The sequence below is a fragment of the Camelimonas fluminis genome (assembly GCF_014656355.1).
In the GTDB taxonomy this organism is placed as follows: Bacteria; Pseudomonadota; Alphaproteobacteria; order Rhizobiales; family Beijerinckiaceae; genus Camelimonas; species Camelimonas fluminis.
In genome coordinates this window covers 53776-69852 of sequence record NZ_BNCG01000012.1, presented here as the reverse complement: position 1 = coordinate 69852, position 16077 = coordinate 53776, and the positions used below count along the sequence as shown (strand labels likewise).

The 16077-nt window shown below is 65.8% G+C and carries 14 protein-coding genes and 1 riboswitch; of the genes, 4 read left to right on the top strand and 10 right to left on the bottom strand.

The window, feature by feature from the left end:
• Nucleotides 1-39 precede the first annotated feature (39 nt).
• From IE243_RS13820 to IE243_RS13785, 8 genes are all read right to left on the bottom strand, one after another.
• Complete coding sequence (locus tag IE243_RS13820) at nucleotides 40-2187, bottom strand: TonB-dependent receptor (RefSeq protein ID WP_210319861.1); 2148 nt, start codon at nucleotides 2185-2187, stop codon at nucleotides 40-42.
• A 167-nt stretch (nucleotides 2188-2354) separates the two neighbouring features.
• Nucleotides 2355-2550: riboswitch (cobalamin riboswitch) on the bottom strand.
• Nucleotides 2551-2683: 133 nt separating this feature from the next.
• Nucleotides 2684-3322 (bottom strand): 2-hydroxychromene-2-carboxylate isomerase, encoded by a 639-nt coding sequence (locus IE243_RS13815; RefSeq protein ID WP_244643164.1) that lies wholly within the window; start codon nucleotides 3320-3322, stop codon nucleotides 2684-2686.
• A 5-nt stretch (nucleotides 3323-3327) separates the two neighbouring features.
• The gene (locus IE243_RS13810) at nucleotides 3328-4047 is read right to left on the bottom strand and encodes an ABC transporter ATP-binding protein (protein ID WP_191319980.1); all 720 of its coding nucleotides are present in this window, start codon (nucleotides 4045-4047) and stop codon (nucleotides 3328-3330) included.
• Nucleotides 4044-4796 carry an ABC transporter ATP-binding protein gene (locus tag IE243_RS13805; protein ID WP_191319979.1) on the bottom strand — a complete coding sequence of 251 codons (753 nt, stop codon included), beginning with the start codon at nucleotides 4794-4796 and terminating at the stop codon, nucleotides 4044-4046. Before IE243_RS13805 ends, IE243_RS13810 begins: the two co-directional genes overlap by 4 nt.
• Entirely contained in the window at nucleotides 4793-5749 is a 957-nt protein-coding gene (locus IE243_RS13800) for a branched-chain amino acid ABC transporter permease (protein ID WP_244643163.1), read from the bottom strand. The genes IE243_RS13805 and IE243_RS13800 overlap by 4 nt, the downstream gene beginning before the upstream one ends.
• Nucleotides 5746-6612, bottom strand: a complete 867-nt coding sequence (locus IE243_RS13795) for a branched-chain amino acid ABC transporter permease (RefSeq protein ID WP_191319978.1) — start codon at nucleotides 6610-6612, stop codon at nucleotides 5746-5748. The genes IE243_RS13800 and IE243_RS13795 overlap by 4 nt, the downstream gene beginning before the upstream one ends.
• Nucleotides 6613-6883: 271 nt before the next feature.
• On the bottom strand, nucleotides 6884-8080 hold the full coding sequence (locus IE243_RS13790) for an amino acid ABC transporter substrate-binding protein (protein WP_191319977.1): 1197 nt from the start codon (nucleotides 8078-8080) through the stop codon (nucleotides 6884-6886).
• A gap of 282 nt (nucleotides 8081-8362) precedes the next feature.
• Entirely contained in the window at nucleotides 8363-8932 is a 570-nt protein-coding gene (locus IE243_RS13785; protein ID WP_191319976.1) for an SOS response-associated peptidase family protein, read from the bottom strand.
• Nucleotides 8933-9119: 187 nt separating this feature from the next.
• Between IE243_RS13785 and IE243_RS13780 the strand changes: the two genes are divergently transcribed.
• Complete coding sequence (locus IE243_RS13780) at nucleotides 9120-10376, top strand: L,D-transpeptidase family protein (protein WP_191319975.1); 1257 nt, start codon at nucleotides 9120-9122, stop codon at nucleotides 10374-10376.
• A 66-nt stretch (nucleotides 10377-10442) separates the two neighbouring features.
• Here the strand turns inward: IE243_RS13780 and IE243_RS13775 are convergent, their stop codons facing one another.
• Nucleotides 10443-11804 carry an ATP-binding protein gene (locus IE243_RS13775; RefSeq protein WP_191319974.1) on the bottom strand — a complete coding sequence of 454 codons (1362 nt, stop codon included), beginning with the start codon at nucleotides 11802-11804 and terminating at the stop codon, nucleotides 10443-10445.
• Nucleotides 11801-12466, bottom strand: a complete 666-nt coding sequence (locus IE243_RS13770; protein WP_191319973.1) for a response regulator — start codon at nucleotides 12464-12466, stop codon at nucleotides 11801-11803. Before IE243_RS13770 ends, IE243_RS13775 begins: the two co-directional genes overlap by 4 nt.
• A gap of 131 nt (nucleotides 12467-12597) precedes the next feature.
• On the opposite strand from IE243_RS13770, the gene IE243_RS13765 reads away from it, so the two are divergent.
• The 3 genes from IE243_RS13765 to IE243_RS13755 all read left to right on the top strand — a co-directional run bounded on the left by IE243_RS13765 (nucleotide 12598) and on the right by IE243_RS13755 (nucleotide 16041).
• Complete coding sequence (locus tag IE243_RS13765) at nucleotides 12598-13245, top strand: DsbA family protein (protein ID WP_191319972.1); 648 nt, start codon at nucleotides 12598-12600, stop codon at nucleotides 13243-13245.
• 133 nt (nucleotides 13246-13378) lie between these two features.
• Entirely contained in the window at nucleotides 13379-15241 is a 1863-nt protein-coding gene (dsbD, locus tag IE243_RS13760) for a protein-disulfide reductase DsbD (protein ID WP_244643162.1), read from the top strand.
• The gene (locus IE243_RS13755) at nucleotides 15238-16041 is read left to right on the top strand and encodes a TlpA disulfide reductase family protein (RefSeq protein ID WP_191319971.1); all 804 of its coding nucleotides are present in this window, start codon (nucleotides 15238-15240) and stop codon (nucleotides 16039-16041) included. The genes dsbD and IE243_RS13755 overlap by 4 nt, the downstream gene beginning before the upstream one ends.
• The last annotated feature ends 36 nt before the right edge of the window (nucleotides 16042-16077 follow it).

Below are 16077 nucleotides of genomic sequence, written 5' to 3'. Positions count from 1 at the left end.
ACTTTGGCGGGGATGGTTCTGATGTGCGCGTCATCGCTGTCAGAACCTGACGTGCAACGACAGTTCCGCGGTGCGCGGCGCGCCATAGTACCATTGCAGATCGCCGCCCGCGTAAGCATAGGTTCTGTCGAACAGGTTCTTCACGCGGAAGTCGAGAGTGGCGTAATCCGTAGGCTTCCACTGCAGGCTGGCGTTGACCAGCGCATAGTCCGGTCGGGAATAGTCGTTGCTGGCGGAGGTGTAGGTCTTGCCGACATATTGCAGACCAACCATGGCCTTCCACTGTTCGGCGAAGCGCCAGCTCACCCAGAGATTGGCTAGCGCTTCTGGCGCTCCGGCGGGCGTCTTGCCCTTGCGGCTGATGCTGAGCCCGCCAACGGATTCATTGAAGTCGTCATAGCGCGCTTCCAGCAACGCGCCGTTGGCGTCGATCCGCCAGCCCTGGCCCAGTTCCAGTCCCACCGACGCCTCGACGCCGCGCGAGGACTGCTGGCCAACCTGCTGGGTGACGCCGGGGTTGTTGGGATCGCGCGACAGCAGGTCTTTCTTCACGATGTAGTAGCCGGCAAGCGTCCACTCCAGGCGACCATCCCACAGGCTCTGTTTTACGCCGACCTCAACCTGTTTGCCGGAGGAAAGCTTGTATCCGGCGGACGACGGCGGCAGCGACAGGATTGACGTCACCGGGTCAGAGGCTTCGGAATACTGGGCGTAGAACGCCAGATTTTTGATTGGCTCGTAGATCGTCCCCACGCGCCAGCCGACGGAGTCCAGCGTGGCGGTGGCGCGCGAGCCGTTGCGCAGATTGTGGTAGTCGACCTCAGGGTTATCGTAGCGCAGCCCGGCGACGACCGAGAAATTGTCGGTAACCTTCAGGCGGTTGTCGAGAAACAGCGAATACTGCTGCGTCGTGCTGCGGTATTCGCGGTCATAGACGCTGGTTGTGCCCCAGAAGCCAGGGTCGAAACCGAATGGCGTCAGCGCGGGATTGAGTTTTGGCGCGGCGTAGCCGTTATTGTTCAGGCGGCTGAAGCGGAAATTGTTGGCGTCGAAGCCGACCACGGTTTCGTTGGCCATGCCGAAGATCGTGGTGCGGAACGTGGCGTCGACGCGCCCGCCAAACTGTTCCTGCTCCTGCTTGATGGCGATCCAGTTGCCGGTGGGCCGGCTGATCAGGCCGGTCGCGGCGTTCCAGCGATAGCTCTCCGCGTTCTGCCAGAAGCGGTCGCTGGTCAGATAATAACCAACAGCGCGCAGCGAGAAAGTCTCATCGGGTTTCCACTCCGCCCGTAGCTGGGTGATGTTGTCATTGAACCAGATGTCGCTGTCCCGGACGTTGTAGTTCTGCCGGATCCAGGATTTCTCCATGACGCCAGCGCTGCGCAGCGGCGTTCCGAAGTAACGGCTGGGTTCGTTGTAGCCGCCGTCATGGGAGAGCGTGAAGGTCAGGGCGTCGGTGGGCCGCCAGGCCAGCGCGCCGGAGAAGGCCAGGCTTTTGTATTCTCCGCGATCCATCCAGCCATCGCCGCGCACGCCCGAGACGTCGAGGCTGTAGGCGAGGTTTTCATTGATGGGGCCCGCGGATCCCGCGGCAAGGCCAGCCTGCCCGTTGTCGCCAATGTAGACCCGGGCCTCATTCCGGCGACTGTCGAACAGCGGCTTTTTGGGAATGACGTTGATGGCGCCGCCAATGGCGCCTTCGCCATACAGCACGGACGCCGGCCCGCGCAGCACGTCGATCTGCGCGACCGTCCAGGTATCGAAAGGGAAGGTGACTGTGCCCTGACCGGGGTAGAGCCTGATCCCGTCATACAATGTGGTCACCGAGGTGACGCCGGTGAAGCCGCGCGAGGCAAAGGACACGAAGCCGTTGCCCGGCGCGCCCATGTAGCTGAAGCCGGTGGCGTTCTGGGTGACGGCTTCCGCGAGGGTGTTCTGGCCGCGCTCGCGCATCACCTTGCCGGGAATGATGTCGACGCTGGCCGGCGTCTCCAGCGGGGTCAGTCCGAGGCGGCTCCCTGCGTTGCTGCGCACGCTGAGATTGGGGCCGGCGCCAGCGCCCTGGTCGCCAACCACCGAGATGGGGTCAAGCTCGACGGTGGTTGTTTGTCCATCCTGCGCGGCGGCGGCGTTGGCCGTGAGGGCGGCCGCCATGGCGATGGCGCTGCAGGCGGCGGCCCGGCGCAAACAGGCGGTATCCGCGAAACGCGGAGGACGGGGAAAAGCGGAATACATGAGACGCGGCTCCGGCGACAATATTGACGCGTCACCGCGAACTTGCAGTCTCATCGCCCAGCCGCCATGGCAGGGGCAATCCGCCTACCACCGGTGCACCCCGCCCGATGCGTTCGCGTGCGACAACACGTGCGACGGCAGGTCTCCTGGCTCGCGGGTCGCTGCTTCTCACCGCCTTCCCGGACCGCGAGGCCAGTGGCGTACAGGTGAGAAGCTCGCCGCTTACAGTTGCGGGGGCAGCTGCAGCTTGAGGCCGTGAGGCCGACTGCATTCCCTTTTCATCCCCAGAGGGGAACCATCAGGTCGATGGCAATATGGCTGGACCGCGACAAAGACAAGTGGATTTTTTCCTGGCGCACGCCAGCCAGGCCGGTTTTGGCCGTCGCCGGAGGCTGGGTCAACCGGTGTGTCCCGGGGAAGATGCCTGTTCAATCGGGGGAAGGTTAACTCATCCCAACTGGCGCATTGGTATGGGCGCCCGCCCGCTTGCCAGCACGCCGTCAAGCATCTCCAGCCGGTCCTGCCCCCAGAAAGGTTCATCGCGGTAGAAATAGTACGGCGCCCCAAACATCTGTCGCGCAATCGCTTCTTCCGTCAGTTCCGCCTCGCGCCGATGCACTTCCGGACGTTCGGCGCGGGCAAGCAGCGCGGCGCCGTCAAGCCCGCTGGCGTTGGCGAGACGAACCAGCGTCGCGGGGTCGGCGATGTCCAGTTCATCGGCCCAGACCGCTTTCAGGCAGGCGTGAACGAAGGGCCCCACTTCGGCGCCGTCTTCGATGGCGTTCAGCAACATGCGGTGGCCGAGCGATGGGTCGGCGGGATAAAATTTGGGCTCGAGCACCAGGGGAATGCCGCGAATCTCTCTCCAGCGCTGCATTTCGACAAAGCGGTAGGCCTGGCGCTGCAAGGGGCGTTCTTTCACCGGCTTGCCGCCGCCCGCGGCGAACACCTGCAGCAGGTTCACCGGCTTGTAGACGACCCCGGCGTTGTGACGCCGCGTCAGATCCTGGAACGTCAGGCTGCCGATGTAGGACCACAGCGAAATGAAGCTGAAGTAATATTCTACGTGTGGACGGGATGCGGCCATGGCGTTCAGGTTCCCATATATGCGGCGATGATGGACGGATCGGCGGCGATTTCGTCCGCGGGACCATTCCTGACGGTGCGGCCCTGGTCCATGACATAAACGAAATCGGCCAGTTCCAGCGCAATGCCCACGTCCTGCTCGACCAGAAGAATGCTGGTTCCGTCGGCGCGCACCCGCTCCAGCGTTGTCACAAGCTGGTCGACGATCGCAGGGGCAAGCCCAAGCGACAGTTCGTCGATCAGCAACAGGCCCGGCGCCGCCATCAGGCCGCGCGCGATGGCGCACATCTGCTGTTCGCCGCCAGACATGGTGGTGGCGTCCTGGCGCCGGCGTTCGGCGAGGCGGGGGAACAGCGCATACATCCGCTCCAGATCGGCGCGGATCGCCTGCTTCCCGTCTTTGCGGCGATAGGCGCCGAGCATGAGATTGTCGTGGACTGAAAGACCGGTGATTAACCGGCGCCCTTCCGGCACATGCGCCACGCCATGTTCCACGAATTGCTGCGGCGAGGCGCCGGCCAGGTCGCGTCCGCTCACGAAAATCGCCCCATTCCGCAGCGGCAACAGGCCGGAAAGAGCGCGAAGCAGCGTGGTTTTTCCGGCGCCATTGGAGCCAATGAGCGCGGTGATCGCGCCCTGGCGAACCTCCAGATCGGCGCGCCAGACAACCTGAATGTCGCCATAGCCGGTTTCAAGGCCTTCAACCTTGAGCAGGGTTCCGGTCATATGCCTGCTCCCGCCATGCGTTCAGCATATCTGCGGCCGAGATAGGCCTCCACCACCGTTTCGTCCGACAGCACGCTGGCGACAGGGCCATCAGCGATCAGTTTTCCGTGGTGCAGCACCACGAGGCGGCGGGCGGTGCGCGTCACCACCTTCATGAGGTGCTCGATCAGCAGGATGGTGGCGCCCTGCGCGGCGATCCGCGTGATGAGTTCAAGCGCGGCGTCGACCTCGGCCGGATTGAGGCCGGCGTTGACCTCATCAAGCATGAGCAGCTTTGGCCGCAGGGCCAGACTTTTGGCAAGTTCGAGGCGTTTGCGCCCAGCGAGCGTCAGGTTCGCGGCCGGCTTGCCCGCCTGATCGGTCAGCCCGCAAAACGCCAGATGGTGGGCCGCCGCGTCGCGCGCCTCGGCGATGCTCGCGGCGCCGCCGCCAAACAGGGCGGCGGCGGTGACATTCTCAAGCACCGTCATGGCCGGAAATGGCTGAACCACCTGAAAGGTGCGCGCCACGCCGAGGCGGGCGATGCGATCGCGCCGCATGTGGGCGATGGGCGCGCCGTTGAAGGTGATGGAGCCGGCGTCGGCCGTGTGAACGCCGGTGATGACGTTGACCAAGGTGGTCTTGCCGGCGCCGTTGGGGCCGATCAATCCAACGATCTCGCCAGATTTTAGCGACAGATTGATGTCTGACAGGGCCTCCAGACCACGAAACCTCTTGGTCACGCCCTTCAGTTCCAGCAGGGCCGTCATGGCGCGCGCCTCCAGATTTTCGGCAGGCTGACCAGGCCGACGCCGCGGATCTGGGAGAGGCCGCCAGGCAGGAACAGCACCAGCAGCACAACCAGCAGGCCGAGGATGCCGGCGTGGAACTCCAGCAGGTTGCGCCACAGCAGCTCTTCCAGCAGCAGGTAAGCAAACGCCCCCAACACCGGACCGAACACCGAACCGACGCCGCCAAGCAGGGCCATCAATATGGGCTTCACCGACATGGCGCCGTCATAGACGTCGGTGGGGTCGATATAGGTGACCCAAGAGGCGTAAACGCCGCCCACCAGCCCGATGAACAGGCTGGAAATGACAAAGGCCCAGGTTTTGGCCATGCGGGTGTCGACGCCGATGATCTGCGCCGCATCCTCATTCTGGGCAATGCAACGCAGGGCGACGCCCAGCCGTGAGCGGTCGATCAGCATGCTGGCGCTCGTGGCGGCGGCGGCAAGAAACAGCATCGCCGCCAGGTAGAGCTGGGGTTGGGTGAGCAGCGTGGTTTTCGCCAGCGGCAGGTTGATGCCCATGCCGCCGCCGGTGACGCTGGTCCACGAGTTGGTGAGCTCGCGCAGCACCTCGGCGATCACCAGGCTGGCGATGGCGAAATACTTGCCGCGCAAGTGCAGGATGGCGGAGCCAAGCAGGCCGGCGAACAGCGCCGCGCCGGCGCCGGCGAGCCCGACGCCCACGAGCAGGGGCGCTCCGAGGTTCTGGGCCACGGCCGTGACATAGGCGCCAAGGCCGAAGAAGGCGGCGGTGGCGAAGGACGGGTATCCGGCGATGCCGCCGATGATGTTCCACGCCAGCGCCAGCGCCGCGTACATGCCAAAAGTGGTGGCGAGGCGGATGATATAGGCGTCGGTCTGGCTGAGCAGGACGAAAGCCACGGCCACGATGGCGAAGGGCAGGGCAAGGGGCAGGGCAATACGCAGCATCATGCGAAGCCCTGCCTGCCAAGCAACCCGGACGGGCGCACCGCCAGCAGCGCGATCAGCAGGACAAACGCCAGCGTCAGCGCGTGCTCAGGCCCAAGCAGCAGCGCGCCGAAGCTCTCGATGACGCCGAGCGCGAAGCCGCCGATGACGGCGCCAGGGATGCTGCCGAGCCCGCCAATCACGCAAATGACGAAGGCCTTGCTCAGGTAGCCGGCGGAGGCCACCGGCGAGATCGGGAAAATCGCGCTGAGCAGCGCGCCGGCGCTGCCGGCCATGAACACGCCGAGACCAAAGGCCACCGCATAGGTCCAGCGGACGTTGACGCCAAGCAGCGCCGCTGCGTCGCGGTCCATGCGCACGGCGATGATGGCCCGGCCAAACTGGGTGAAGCGCAGCAGCAGGGCCAGCGCGCTGATGAGAACGAGCCCAACCAGTGTGGCGTAGATCCGGTCCGCCGGCACGACGATCGAGCCAAGGTCAAACACGCCTGGCGCCGGGTTCAGCAGCACCTTGCGGTAATCGGCGCTGAACAGGGCCAGCATCGAATTGTCCAGAAACAGGTTGAGGCCGAAGGTCAGCAACAGTGTGATCAGGAACGGCCGCGCCATGACATGATTGATGACGCAGTACTGCAGGGCGACGCCGCCAGCGAACATGACGGCGCCTGCCAGCGGCGCGAACAGGAATGGATTGATGCCCCAGTACTGGTGCGCGAAAAAGGCGAGATAGCCGCCGAGAACAATCAGGGAGCCGTGGAGGATGTTGATGATGTTCAACACGCCCCAGACCAGCGAAAAGCCCACGGCGATGCAGGCGTAAAGACCGCCGACAGCCAGGCCATTGACCAGAACCTGCAACCACAACATGAGCGATATTCCTGGAGGTGACCGCGCCTGACGCGTTTTCCGGTGAAGCGATCGCACGTCGTCGCGGAACGTGCGATCGCTTCAGAAAACTGGAGCAAAACGCGGCCATGCGCGACCGGATTTTGCTCCTGGCGCCTGATCGTCAGGATGCCGACGCATCAGCTTGACGCGTTTCCTGACGGGAAACGCCATGCGGCGCCAGGGTTTTCCCCAATGCCCGATGGACCTGGCCCATCGGGCATTGGCATGACCTGGCGCGCGAAGGCGGGGCTTACTTCAGACCGGTGCGGAACGTGCTGGTCGCGATTTCGGCCGGCGCCACCACCTGGACCTTGCCGTCCTGGATCTGCAGGACAGGCGGCACATAGCTGTCGGCGATGCCGATGTCCGAGAACGAGATCGGGCCGAAGAAGGTCTTGAAGCCGCCCTTCTTCAACTCGGCGCGAACCTTGTCGCGGTCGAGGCTGCCGGCGCGCTCGATCGCCTGCTGCAGCACCACGCCGACGGCCGAACCGGAGGCCTGGGTGAAGTCAGGCTCCGAGCCATACTTCGCCTTGAACAGCTCAACGAACTTCGCCGACGACCCAAACACATCGTCGCTGCTGTACCTGGCCACCGGGTGGAACCAGCTGGCGGTCGTCACATTCTCGGCCAGAGGGCCGACGGCGCTGATCCACTCCTGGTAGGCCGGGCCATTGATCAGGGTGAAAGCCTCGCCGCCCACCTTGAGATCAGCCGCCTGTTTGCGAATGGTGATGAGATCGTTGATGTAGCCGGTCGCCACGATCCAGTCGGGCTTCGCCGCGCGCAACTGGGTCAGCGCCGAGGCGTGATCCAGCGTGCCAATGGCGTATTTCTCGAAGAACACCACGTCGAAGCCACGCTTTTTGGCGCTCTTCTCAAACTCGTTGGCGAGCGAGAGCGGGTAAAGGTCGTTGCGGGCGAGAATGGCGACCCGTCTGGCGTTCGGCAGCTTCGCCTTCACAAGATCCGCCAGCGGCTCGCTGAAGGTGCTGTTGTCGGTGTAGACGCCGAACAGGTTCTTGTAGCCCTGGTCGAACACTTCTTTCGATGATGCGGACGATGCAATCATCGGCACGCCGGCTTTCTCGGCGACAGCGCTCGCCGCCTTGGTCGCGCCGGAGCCGAACGGAGAAAACAGGAAGTCGACCTTGTCGTCGGTGATGAGCTTCTCGGCGACCTGAATGGCGCGCGGCGTTTGCGACTGGTAGTCGTAGTAGCGCAGGTCCACCTTCAGGCGCCTGTCGCCAACCTTGACGCCGCCGGCGGCGTTCACCTGTTCCCGCCACAGCTCGTAGCCCTGGCGCAGCTTGGTTCCTTCCGGAGACAGCGCGCCCGTCACGGGAAGCGGCGCGCCGATGACGACGCTATCCTTCGCATTGGCCGCGACATTGCCGGCCGCCATGATCATCAGTCCGGCGAGCGCCGAACGTACGGTGAGCTTCATGATGATGCTGTCCTGACCAGGCGCCGGGAGCGAGCGGACCCGCTCCACGGCAGCCATATTTACGATAAATATCGTGAATTAATTCAAAATACAGAGTATCCCGTATTTTTGAGATCGTATAGCCCCACTGATGTTGATGCCAACAGGTTGGGACAGCTAAAAAACGCGGGCCAGTCGTTGGCGGTCCTTGCCGCCTGGTTTTCAGGCTTGGTCACCACGCCGAGGCGCTGGCCTGAGCCCGGTCATGCGAGGGGCAACCGCAGGCGGCGCGCGCCTGGAGCTTCAGCCGGTGTTGGCAAGCGCGACCAGCTTTTCGGGGGCCGGAGGACGTTGCATCCGGGCCGCGACGTCTGGCGCCGCCTCCAGCCAGTCGACGAACTCGTTTTCTTCCGTCAGCACGACCGGCATGGTCGCCGCCCACCCGGTTCCATCGTCGGGAGACGTCAGCCTGGCGAAGAACAGCACCTCCTCGAATGATCGCCACAGCCCGGCAAAAGCCGCCGCTCTTCCGTTCGCTGGTCGCAAGCCGCCGGATGGGCCCGCCGGGGCGCTGAAGCTGGTGAACGGGATCAGGCAGCGGTTGGCGCGCTTCAGCCAGGGGCGCCAGAAGGTGGAATCCAGGTTTCGCGCGCTTGTAACCAGCTGCTCCCGCCCCGGTGGCGGCGGAAATCCCCAGACCATCGGCGTAATGACCCTTCGCCCGGCGCGGATACGGATGACCCATGCCGGCCGCCCCGGTGCGACGCCGCCATGCAGATCGAGCACAGGATGCTCAGGCGTCGCATGGAACGCGCGCGCCAGCGCCTCCTTGGGCAGATCGATGCGATAGGGGGCAGAGCGGTAGACAGACATGGGGCCAGCGGAATTTCCATGCGCGGATGATGGGGCGCCCAGGCGCGGAACATCCGCCACGACGGCGGATTCCCGATCACGCGGGGGGAGGTCCGGTCGGACCGTCAGCGCGCGCCATTAAGCCTTCCTTGACTATGCCAGGCAATATTCATCGCATTCGCCCTCTGCCCTTTCCCGGGGATGCTCCATGTTCGCGCGCTTCTGCATTCTCGCCACGGCGGTCGCCACGCTGACCACGGTTGCAATGCCTCCGGCGCGCGCCGATGAGCCGGGCTATGGTCCCAACACCTACGAACGCACGCTGCAGGCGCTGGCGGCGCATGAGAAAATCGCCAGCCAGGGCGGTTGGCCAAAGACGCCCGGCAGCGTCACCGCGCTGAAGCTGGATTCGCAGGGGCCGGACGTGGTGGCGCTGAAGCAGCGCCTCATCGCCAGCGGCGATCTCCCTGCCGCCGCGCTGCCCGGGGAGGTTTATGACGCGACGGTCGTCGAAGCGGTGAAGCGCTTCCAGCGTCGGCATGGCCTGTCGGACCTCGGCACGGTTGGGCGCCTGACGCTGAAAGCCATGAACACGCCGGTCGAAACGCGCGTCAACCAGCTCACCGCCACGCTGGGGCGCCTCAAGGGCAACGGTTTCAACTTCGCCCATCGCTATGTCGTGGTGAACATCCCGGGCGCCAGCGTTGAAGCCGTCGAGGACGGCCAGGTGCGCCGGCGCCATCTGGCTATCGTCGGCCGACCCGACCGGCCGTCGCCGGTCCTGCAGGCCAACATCACGTCGGTGAACCTCAATCCGTACTGGACGGCGCCGATGTCGATCGTGAAGGCCGACATCATCCCGCGCATGCGCAAGGAGCCCGGATTTCTCGCCAGGGCGAACATGAAGCTGATCGGCGCCGAGAACAGGGAAATCGACCCCGCGAGCGTGGATTGGGCGACCCTGGTCAATCCATATTTCTACGTGCGGCAGGAGCCTGGCCCCACCAACTCCCTCGGCCAGTTGAAGATCGACATGCCCAATGGCGAAGCGGTCTATATGCACGACACGCCCAAGAAGGTGCTGTTCCGCAGCGATCTGCGCTTCAACTCCTCCGGCTGCGCCCGCATCGAGGGCGTGCGCGATCTCGCCGCCTGGCTGCTCGAAGGATCCGAGTGGAGCCGTCAGGCGATCGAGGACAGCATCGCGAAGGGGGAGCGCAAGAACGTCCAGCTGCGAAAGTCGACCCCTGTGGCGTGGGTCTATCTCACCGGCTGGCAGGGGGCGGACGGCCAGACGCAGTTTCGCGATGATATTTATGGTCTCGATAATCCGGTGGGAGTTGTTCTCTCAACGATCCAGCCGCGCAAGCCAAGGCCCAAAGCCATTTCAGCGCCGCAGCCCGTGGTTTCGCCGGTGACCGCGATCGGGACCCCGCATTTCACGACCAGGACCGCCAGTAACTGAGCCGGCCCTGCTCTGGCGCCATTGGGCATGGCTGCGGATTTTCCGCCGCCATGCCCACGCGGCGCCTCAGGGCGTGGGGAAGCGCAGCTCCGCCCGCAGCCCGCCGTCGGGGCGGTTTTCAAGATGCAGATCCGCCGCCATGCGCTGCAGGGCGAGATCGGCGATGGCCAGACCGAGGCCGCTGCCCATTGCCGTGCGATTGCGACCGCGGAAGAAACGGTCGCGCGCCTTGGGCAACTCGTCAGCCGGAATGCCTGGACCGTCGTCGTCGATGACGATGCTCAGGCTGGCCGGGTCACGACGCAACCAGCAGGCGACAGGGCGATCCGGCGGCGCATGCAAGACGGCGTTTTCCAGCAGGTTCCGCGCCGCCAGCATGAACAGCGCTCCATTCACCGGCAGGGTGACGTTGAACAGCCCCGGGTCCACCGCGATGGCGGCGGCTTTGGGGTAGTGCTGGCGGATGTCGTCCGCCAGCGTCTGCAATGTCCTGCCGGCGTCGACGCCGTTGGCGTCGTGGCCGAAGGCGCTGCTTTCGGTGCTGGTCAGGTCCGTCAGTTGACGGACCAGCCGCGAGGTCCGGTCCACGCCGATGACGATCTGGCGCAACGCATTGTCGCGCACCGTCGCGTCGCCGTGGCCCAAAGCGATCTGCGCCTGGGTCTTCATGCCAGCGATTGGCGTGCGGAGTTCGTGGGCGGCGAAGGCGGTGAAATCGCGCTCATGCAAGCGCGCCGCCTCCACCCGCGCGAACAGCCCGTTGAGGGAACGGATCATCGGCCGGATTTCGGACGGGCTGTCACGGTCCGGCAAGGGACTGAGGTCGGAAGCCGGCCTGATCTCCAGCGACCGCGCCATGGCGTTGAGCGGCGCCAATCCCTTTTTGACGCTGAGCCAGATCAGCCCCGCCAGAACCGGCAGGATGAGCAACGCCGGCAAGGCGAGGCCACGGATCACATCGGCGACCAGCTGGTCGCGCACGCGCATGTTGTCGCCCACCAGCACGCGCATGCCGAGGGCCCGGTTCTCCACCGCATAGACCCGCCAGGTTTCGCCATTCACCTGGGTGACGGAAAAGCCAACGCCGCTGTCGGTCAGCGGTTGCGCCGGCGCGCCTTCGGAGCGGCTGACCAGGGCGCCGCCGTTGATCGCCCAGATCTGGCAGGAGAGCTGGCGCTCATAGGGCAGGTGCATGGCGGCGATCTCGGCGGCGCGGGCGGCCTTTCCCGCGTCGACCTCCTGTCTGGCGCTGATGTCCTGGCGGGTGAGCAGCGAACTGACCATGCGGGCGGATTCGCTCAGGCGGGCGTCGAGCACCCGCTCCACCTGCATCCGGGCGCCCAGATAGATCCAGGCGATCGCCGACAGCCAGACGACGCCGGTGGTGACGATCAGGATCAGGACCAACCGCGTCCGGATCGACGTCATGACGCGGTCTCCATCAGCCGGTAGCCGACGCCGCGCACGGTTTCGATCACGCCGGCGCCCAGCTTGGCGCGCAGTTTGTGAACGTGCACCTCGATGGCGTTGCTCTCGATTTCCTCCTGCCAGCCATACAGACGCTCCTCCAGCTGGGATTTTGACAGAACCTGTCCTGGCCGGTCGATCAGGGCGTGCAGGATGGCGAACTCCCGGCGCGACAGCCGCACCGCTTCCCCCGCCCGGCTGACGGTCATCGCCGCGGGATCGAGGGTGATGTCGCGCCATTGCGAAGTCGCCGTCGCCCGGCCGGCTGCCCGGCGGATCAGGGCGCGAAGTCGCGCCGCCACCTCATCCAGATCAAACGGTTTTCCGAGGTAATCGTCGGCCCCGGCGTCGAGCCCGGCGATGCGGTCGGGCACGCTGTCGCGCGCCGTCAGCAACAGCACCGGCGCCGCCAACTGGCGGGCCCGCGCCTCGGTGAGGACGTCGAGGCCCGAACCGTCAGGCAGCATCAGATCGAGCACCACGGCGTCGAAGGTCGCGGCGCGCAGGGCCGCCGAGGCGTCGGCGCAGGTGGCGACGGCCTCCACGGTGAAGCCGGCCAGCCCAAGGCCGACCTGCAGGCCATTCATCAAAACGTCGTCGTCCTCGATAACCAGCACGCGCATGGCGCCTCGCCTGTTTCTGCCGTCGCCCGCAACCACCGCTCCCACCTTAAGCCAGCCTTAAGCTGCGCGGCCTGGAAAGCCGCATGGCCGGCGTCACGCCGCGATCCACGCCAGGCAGAAGGAGCATAAGGATGACTGTAACGCGAAGAGGCGCAATCCTGGGCGGGGCATTGCTGGCGACGGGCGGGGGCTTCGCCGGATTGCTGTTCGCAGGCCGGGCCGCCGCCAGCGAGATCGAGGTCACCAAAGAGATGATCCTCAATGATCCCGGGGCGCCCGTCGGCGGCAACCCCAAAGGCGACGTCACCATCGTCAACTTCACTGACTACAACTGTCCCTATTGCAAAAAAGTGGCGCCGGTGCTGGCGCGCGTCATCCGCGAGGATGGCAAGATTCGCCATGTCTACAAGGACTGGCCGGTGATCCGTCCAACGTCCATCGACGGCGCGCAACTTGCCATCGCCGCCAAATACCAGGGCCGCTATGAGATGGCCCATGAGGCCCTGATGAAGGTTCCCGGCAGCGGCGTCACCCGTGAACAGATGCGGGCCGCCCTTGAGACGGCCGGGATCGACATGCGGCGGCTGGACAGCGACCTCGGCGCGCGCAACGTCGATATTGACGCCCTCATCAAGCGCAACATGGCGCAGGGCGATGCGTTGGGCCTCACCGGGACGCCGAGCTTCCTGATCGGTCCGTTCCGCGCCTCCGCGCTCGACTATCAAAGTTTTCGCCAGGCCATTGCCGACGCGCGGGCCAAACAGGCTGAAGCGAAATAGACCCGCCAGACAGCGCGCCATGGCGGCGCGGCCCTTAAGCCTGCCTTAAGTCGCTGCGCCAGGATCTTTTCCCAAAGCCCATTTCCCATCCCGGAAGGTTTTTTCCATCCTGGAGCTGCGGCGGGAGTTCACTGTGTCTCAAAACAATCCCTGGCGGCGCGTGGTCTGGGCGCTGTTGGTCATGCTCGGCGCGCTGCTCGCCGCGCCCGCCGGAGCCCGGTCGCCCGCCGCCGGAACGCGGCCCCTGCCGGCGGATCAGGCTTTCCGGCTTTCGGCGACGCGACTGCCTGACGACAGCGTCCGCTTCGCGTGGACGATCGCGCCTGGCTATTATCTGTACAAGGACAAGTTCGTTTTCCGGCGCGGCGCCGCTGGTCTGCCCGCCCCAGAGTTGCAGGGCGACGGCAAGACGCTGGACGATCCGACCTTTGGCGTCACCACGGTGTTTCATAACCGCGCGGAGGCTGTTGTTCCCGTGGCGGGCGGAAAAACCGGGACCGTTGAGGTCGGCTATCAGGGCTGCCAGGAAAACGGGATTTGCTATCCGCCGGCGGTCCGGCAAATCGACCTCGCGACGCTGGCGGTCGCCGCTGCTCCCCCTCAGGCGACCTCGTCCGTCGCCGACGCCTGGTCCGCGCCGCCAGCACGGGCGCCCGCACAAGCCGCACCCGGCGGCGTCATCGCCGTGGACGATGGCGGCGGCATGGTCAGCGCGCTGCTGAACCAGGGCGGCGCGCTGGTCGTGCTCGGCAGCTTCATGCTGTTTGGCGTGCTGCTGGCTTTCACGCCCTGCGTGTTTCCCATGTACCCGATCCTCGCCGGCGCCATCGCGCGCCAGGGAGAAGCGGTCACCGCATGGCGTGGATTTTCGCTATCGCTTGCCTATGTGGTCGCCATGGCGGCGGCTTTCGGCCTGCTTGGCCTGGCGGCCGCGTGGTCTGGCCAGAACCTGCAGATGGCGTTGCAGTCGCCGCTGGCCATTGTCGCGGTTTCGGCGCTGTTTCTGGCGCTCGCTTTGTCGATGTTTGGGCTGTTCGAGTTGCAATTGCCGGCCTCCTGGGTCAACAGGGTGGGCGGTCTGGGGCAGGGGCGGCGCGGTTCGCTGGCCTCCGCCGGACTGCTGGGCTTCACCTCGGCGCTGATCGTTGGCCCGTGCGTGACCGCGCCGCTGGCGGGCGCGCTGATCTATATCGCGCAAACCGGCGATGTCGCCCTTGGCGCGGCGGCGCTGTTCGCGCTGGGCCTCGGCAAAGGCGTTCCGCTCGTGGTTTTCGGCACGCTCGGCCCCAAAGCGTTGCCCAAGGCTGGCCCGTGGATGGCGCGGGCGCGGCAGGGCTTCGGCTTCATTTTCATCGCCACCGCCATCTGGATGCTGTCGCGCATTCTCGCGGCGGAAGCCGGGCTCGCCCTCTGGGCGGCGCTGGCGATCGGCGTGGCGGTCTGGCTTGGCGCATTTGACGCGACCCGGCCGGACGCGGGCGCTGGCGCCCGCGTCGCCAGGGCCGCCGGGCTCGTTGCGGCGCTTTATGGCGTCATTCTCGGCGTCGGCGCGGCGACTGGCGCCGGCGATCCGCTGCGCCCGCTCGCGCGCCTCGCCGCGCGCGGCGCTGGCGGCTCGGCCCTGGTCCAGGAGCGCGCTTTCCATACGGTCGACAGTGAAACGGCCCTGCGGGCGCGGATGGCGGCGGCCAAAGACCGGCCAAGCCTGCTTTACGTAACGGCGGACTGGTGCGTCGCCTGCTCGGTCATCGAGCGCGCGGTGCTGCCGGATCTGGCGGTTCAGTCCGCGCTGGGTCAATTCAATCTGATCAAGCTTGATGTCAGCGACAACGCGCCGGCGCAGCAAAAACTGATGAAGCGCCTGCAGGTGGCTGGCCCGCCGACGATGATCTTCGTCTCTCCTGAAGGCCGGGAGGCGTCCGGGACCCGCCTTGTCGGCGACGTGACGCGCGCGACGCTGCTGGCCTCGGCTGGCAAGGTGGAGGACGCCCGGTGAACGCTGTCAGCATTGGCCCGCTGGTGTTCGCCTCTGACCGATTGGCGGCGATCCTTGGCGTCTTCGCTTTCATGATCACGGCGACGATCCTCGCCCGGCGGATGGATCGCGCCATCAGCGCCTGGGCGAGCTGGGCGCTGGTCGCCGGGCTCGTCGCGGCCCGGTTGGGTCACGTGGGTTTGCACTGGCACAGCTTCGCAGGTGAACCGTGGCGTGTTTTCGCCATCTGGCAGGGCGGTTTCGAGCCGCTCGCGGGCCTTGCCGGCGTGCTGCTGGTCAGCGCCCTGATGATCCGCTCATCCCTTGCCGGGCTTGGCGCGGCGGCGGCTCTCGGCATCGGGCTGTTTGTCTGGGCTGGCGTCGGCGCCTTGACAAAGGCAACGCTCGGCCAGCCGGCGCCAGCGGTGGCGCTGCAGCAGCTTGATGGTCTGCCCATGGCGATCAGCGATGTGGCCGGGAAGCCGGCCATCGTCAATATCTGGGCGAGCTGGTGCCCGCCCTGCCGCCGGGAAATGCCGTTGCTGGCGGAGGTGGCGGCGAGCCGCACCGACGTGACCTTCCTGTTCGTCAACCAGGGGGAAGAGGCGGACAAGATCCGCAGCTATCTGGCGCGCGACAGGCTTTCCCTCAACAGCATCCTGCTCGACCGCTCAATGCAGGTGGCGCGTCACTACGGCGTGCCGGGCCTTCCGGTCACGCTGTTCCTGAGGGCGGACGGCGCGCTCGCATCAATGCATGTCGGTGAAATCTCTCGCGAAGCGCTCAGCGCCGGCATCGACCGGCTTGCCGGCGCCCGTTGATCCACGCGGGCTCATCCCAATACGCCTTCCCGCTGT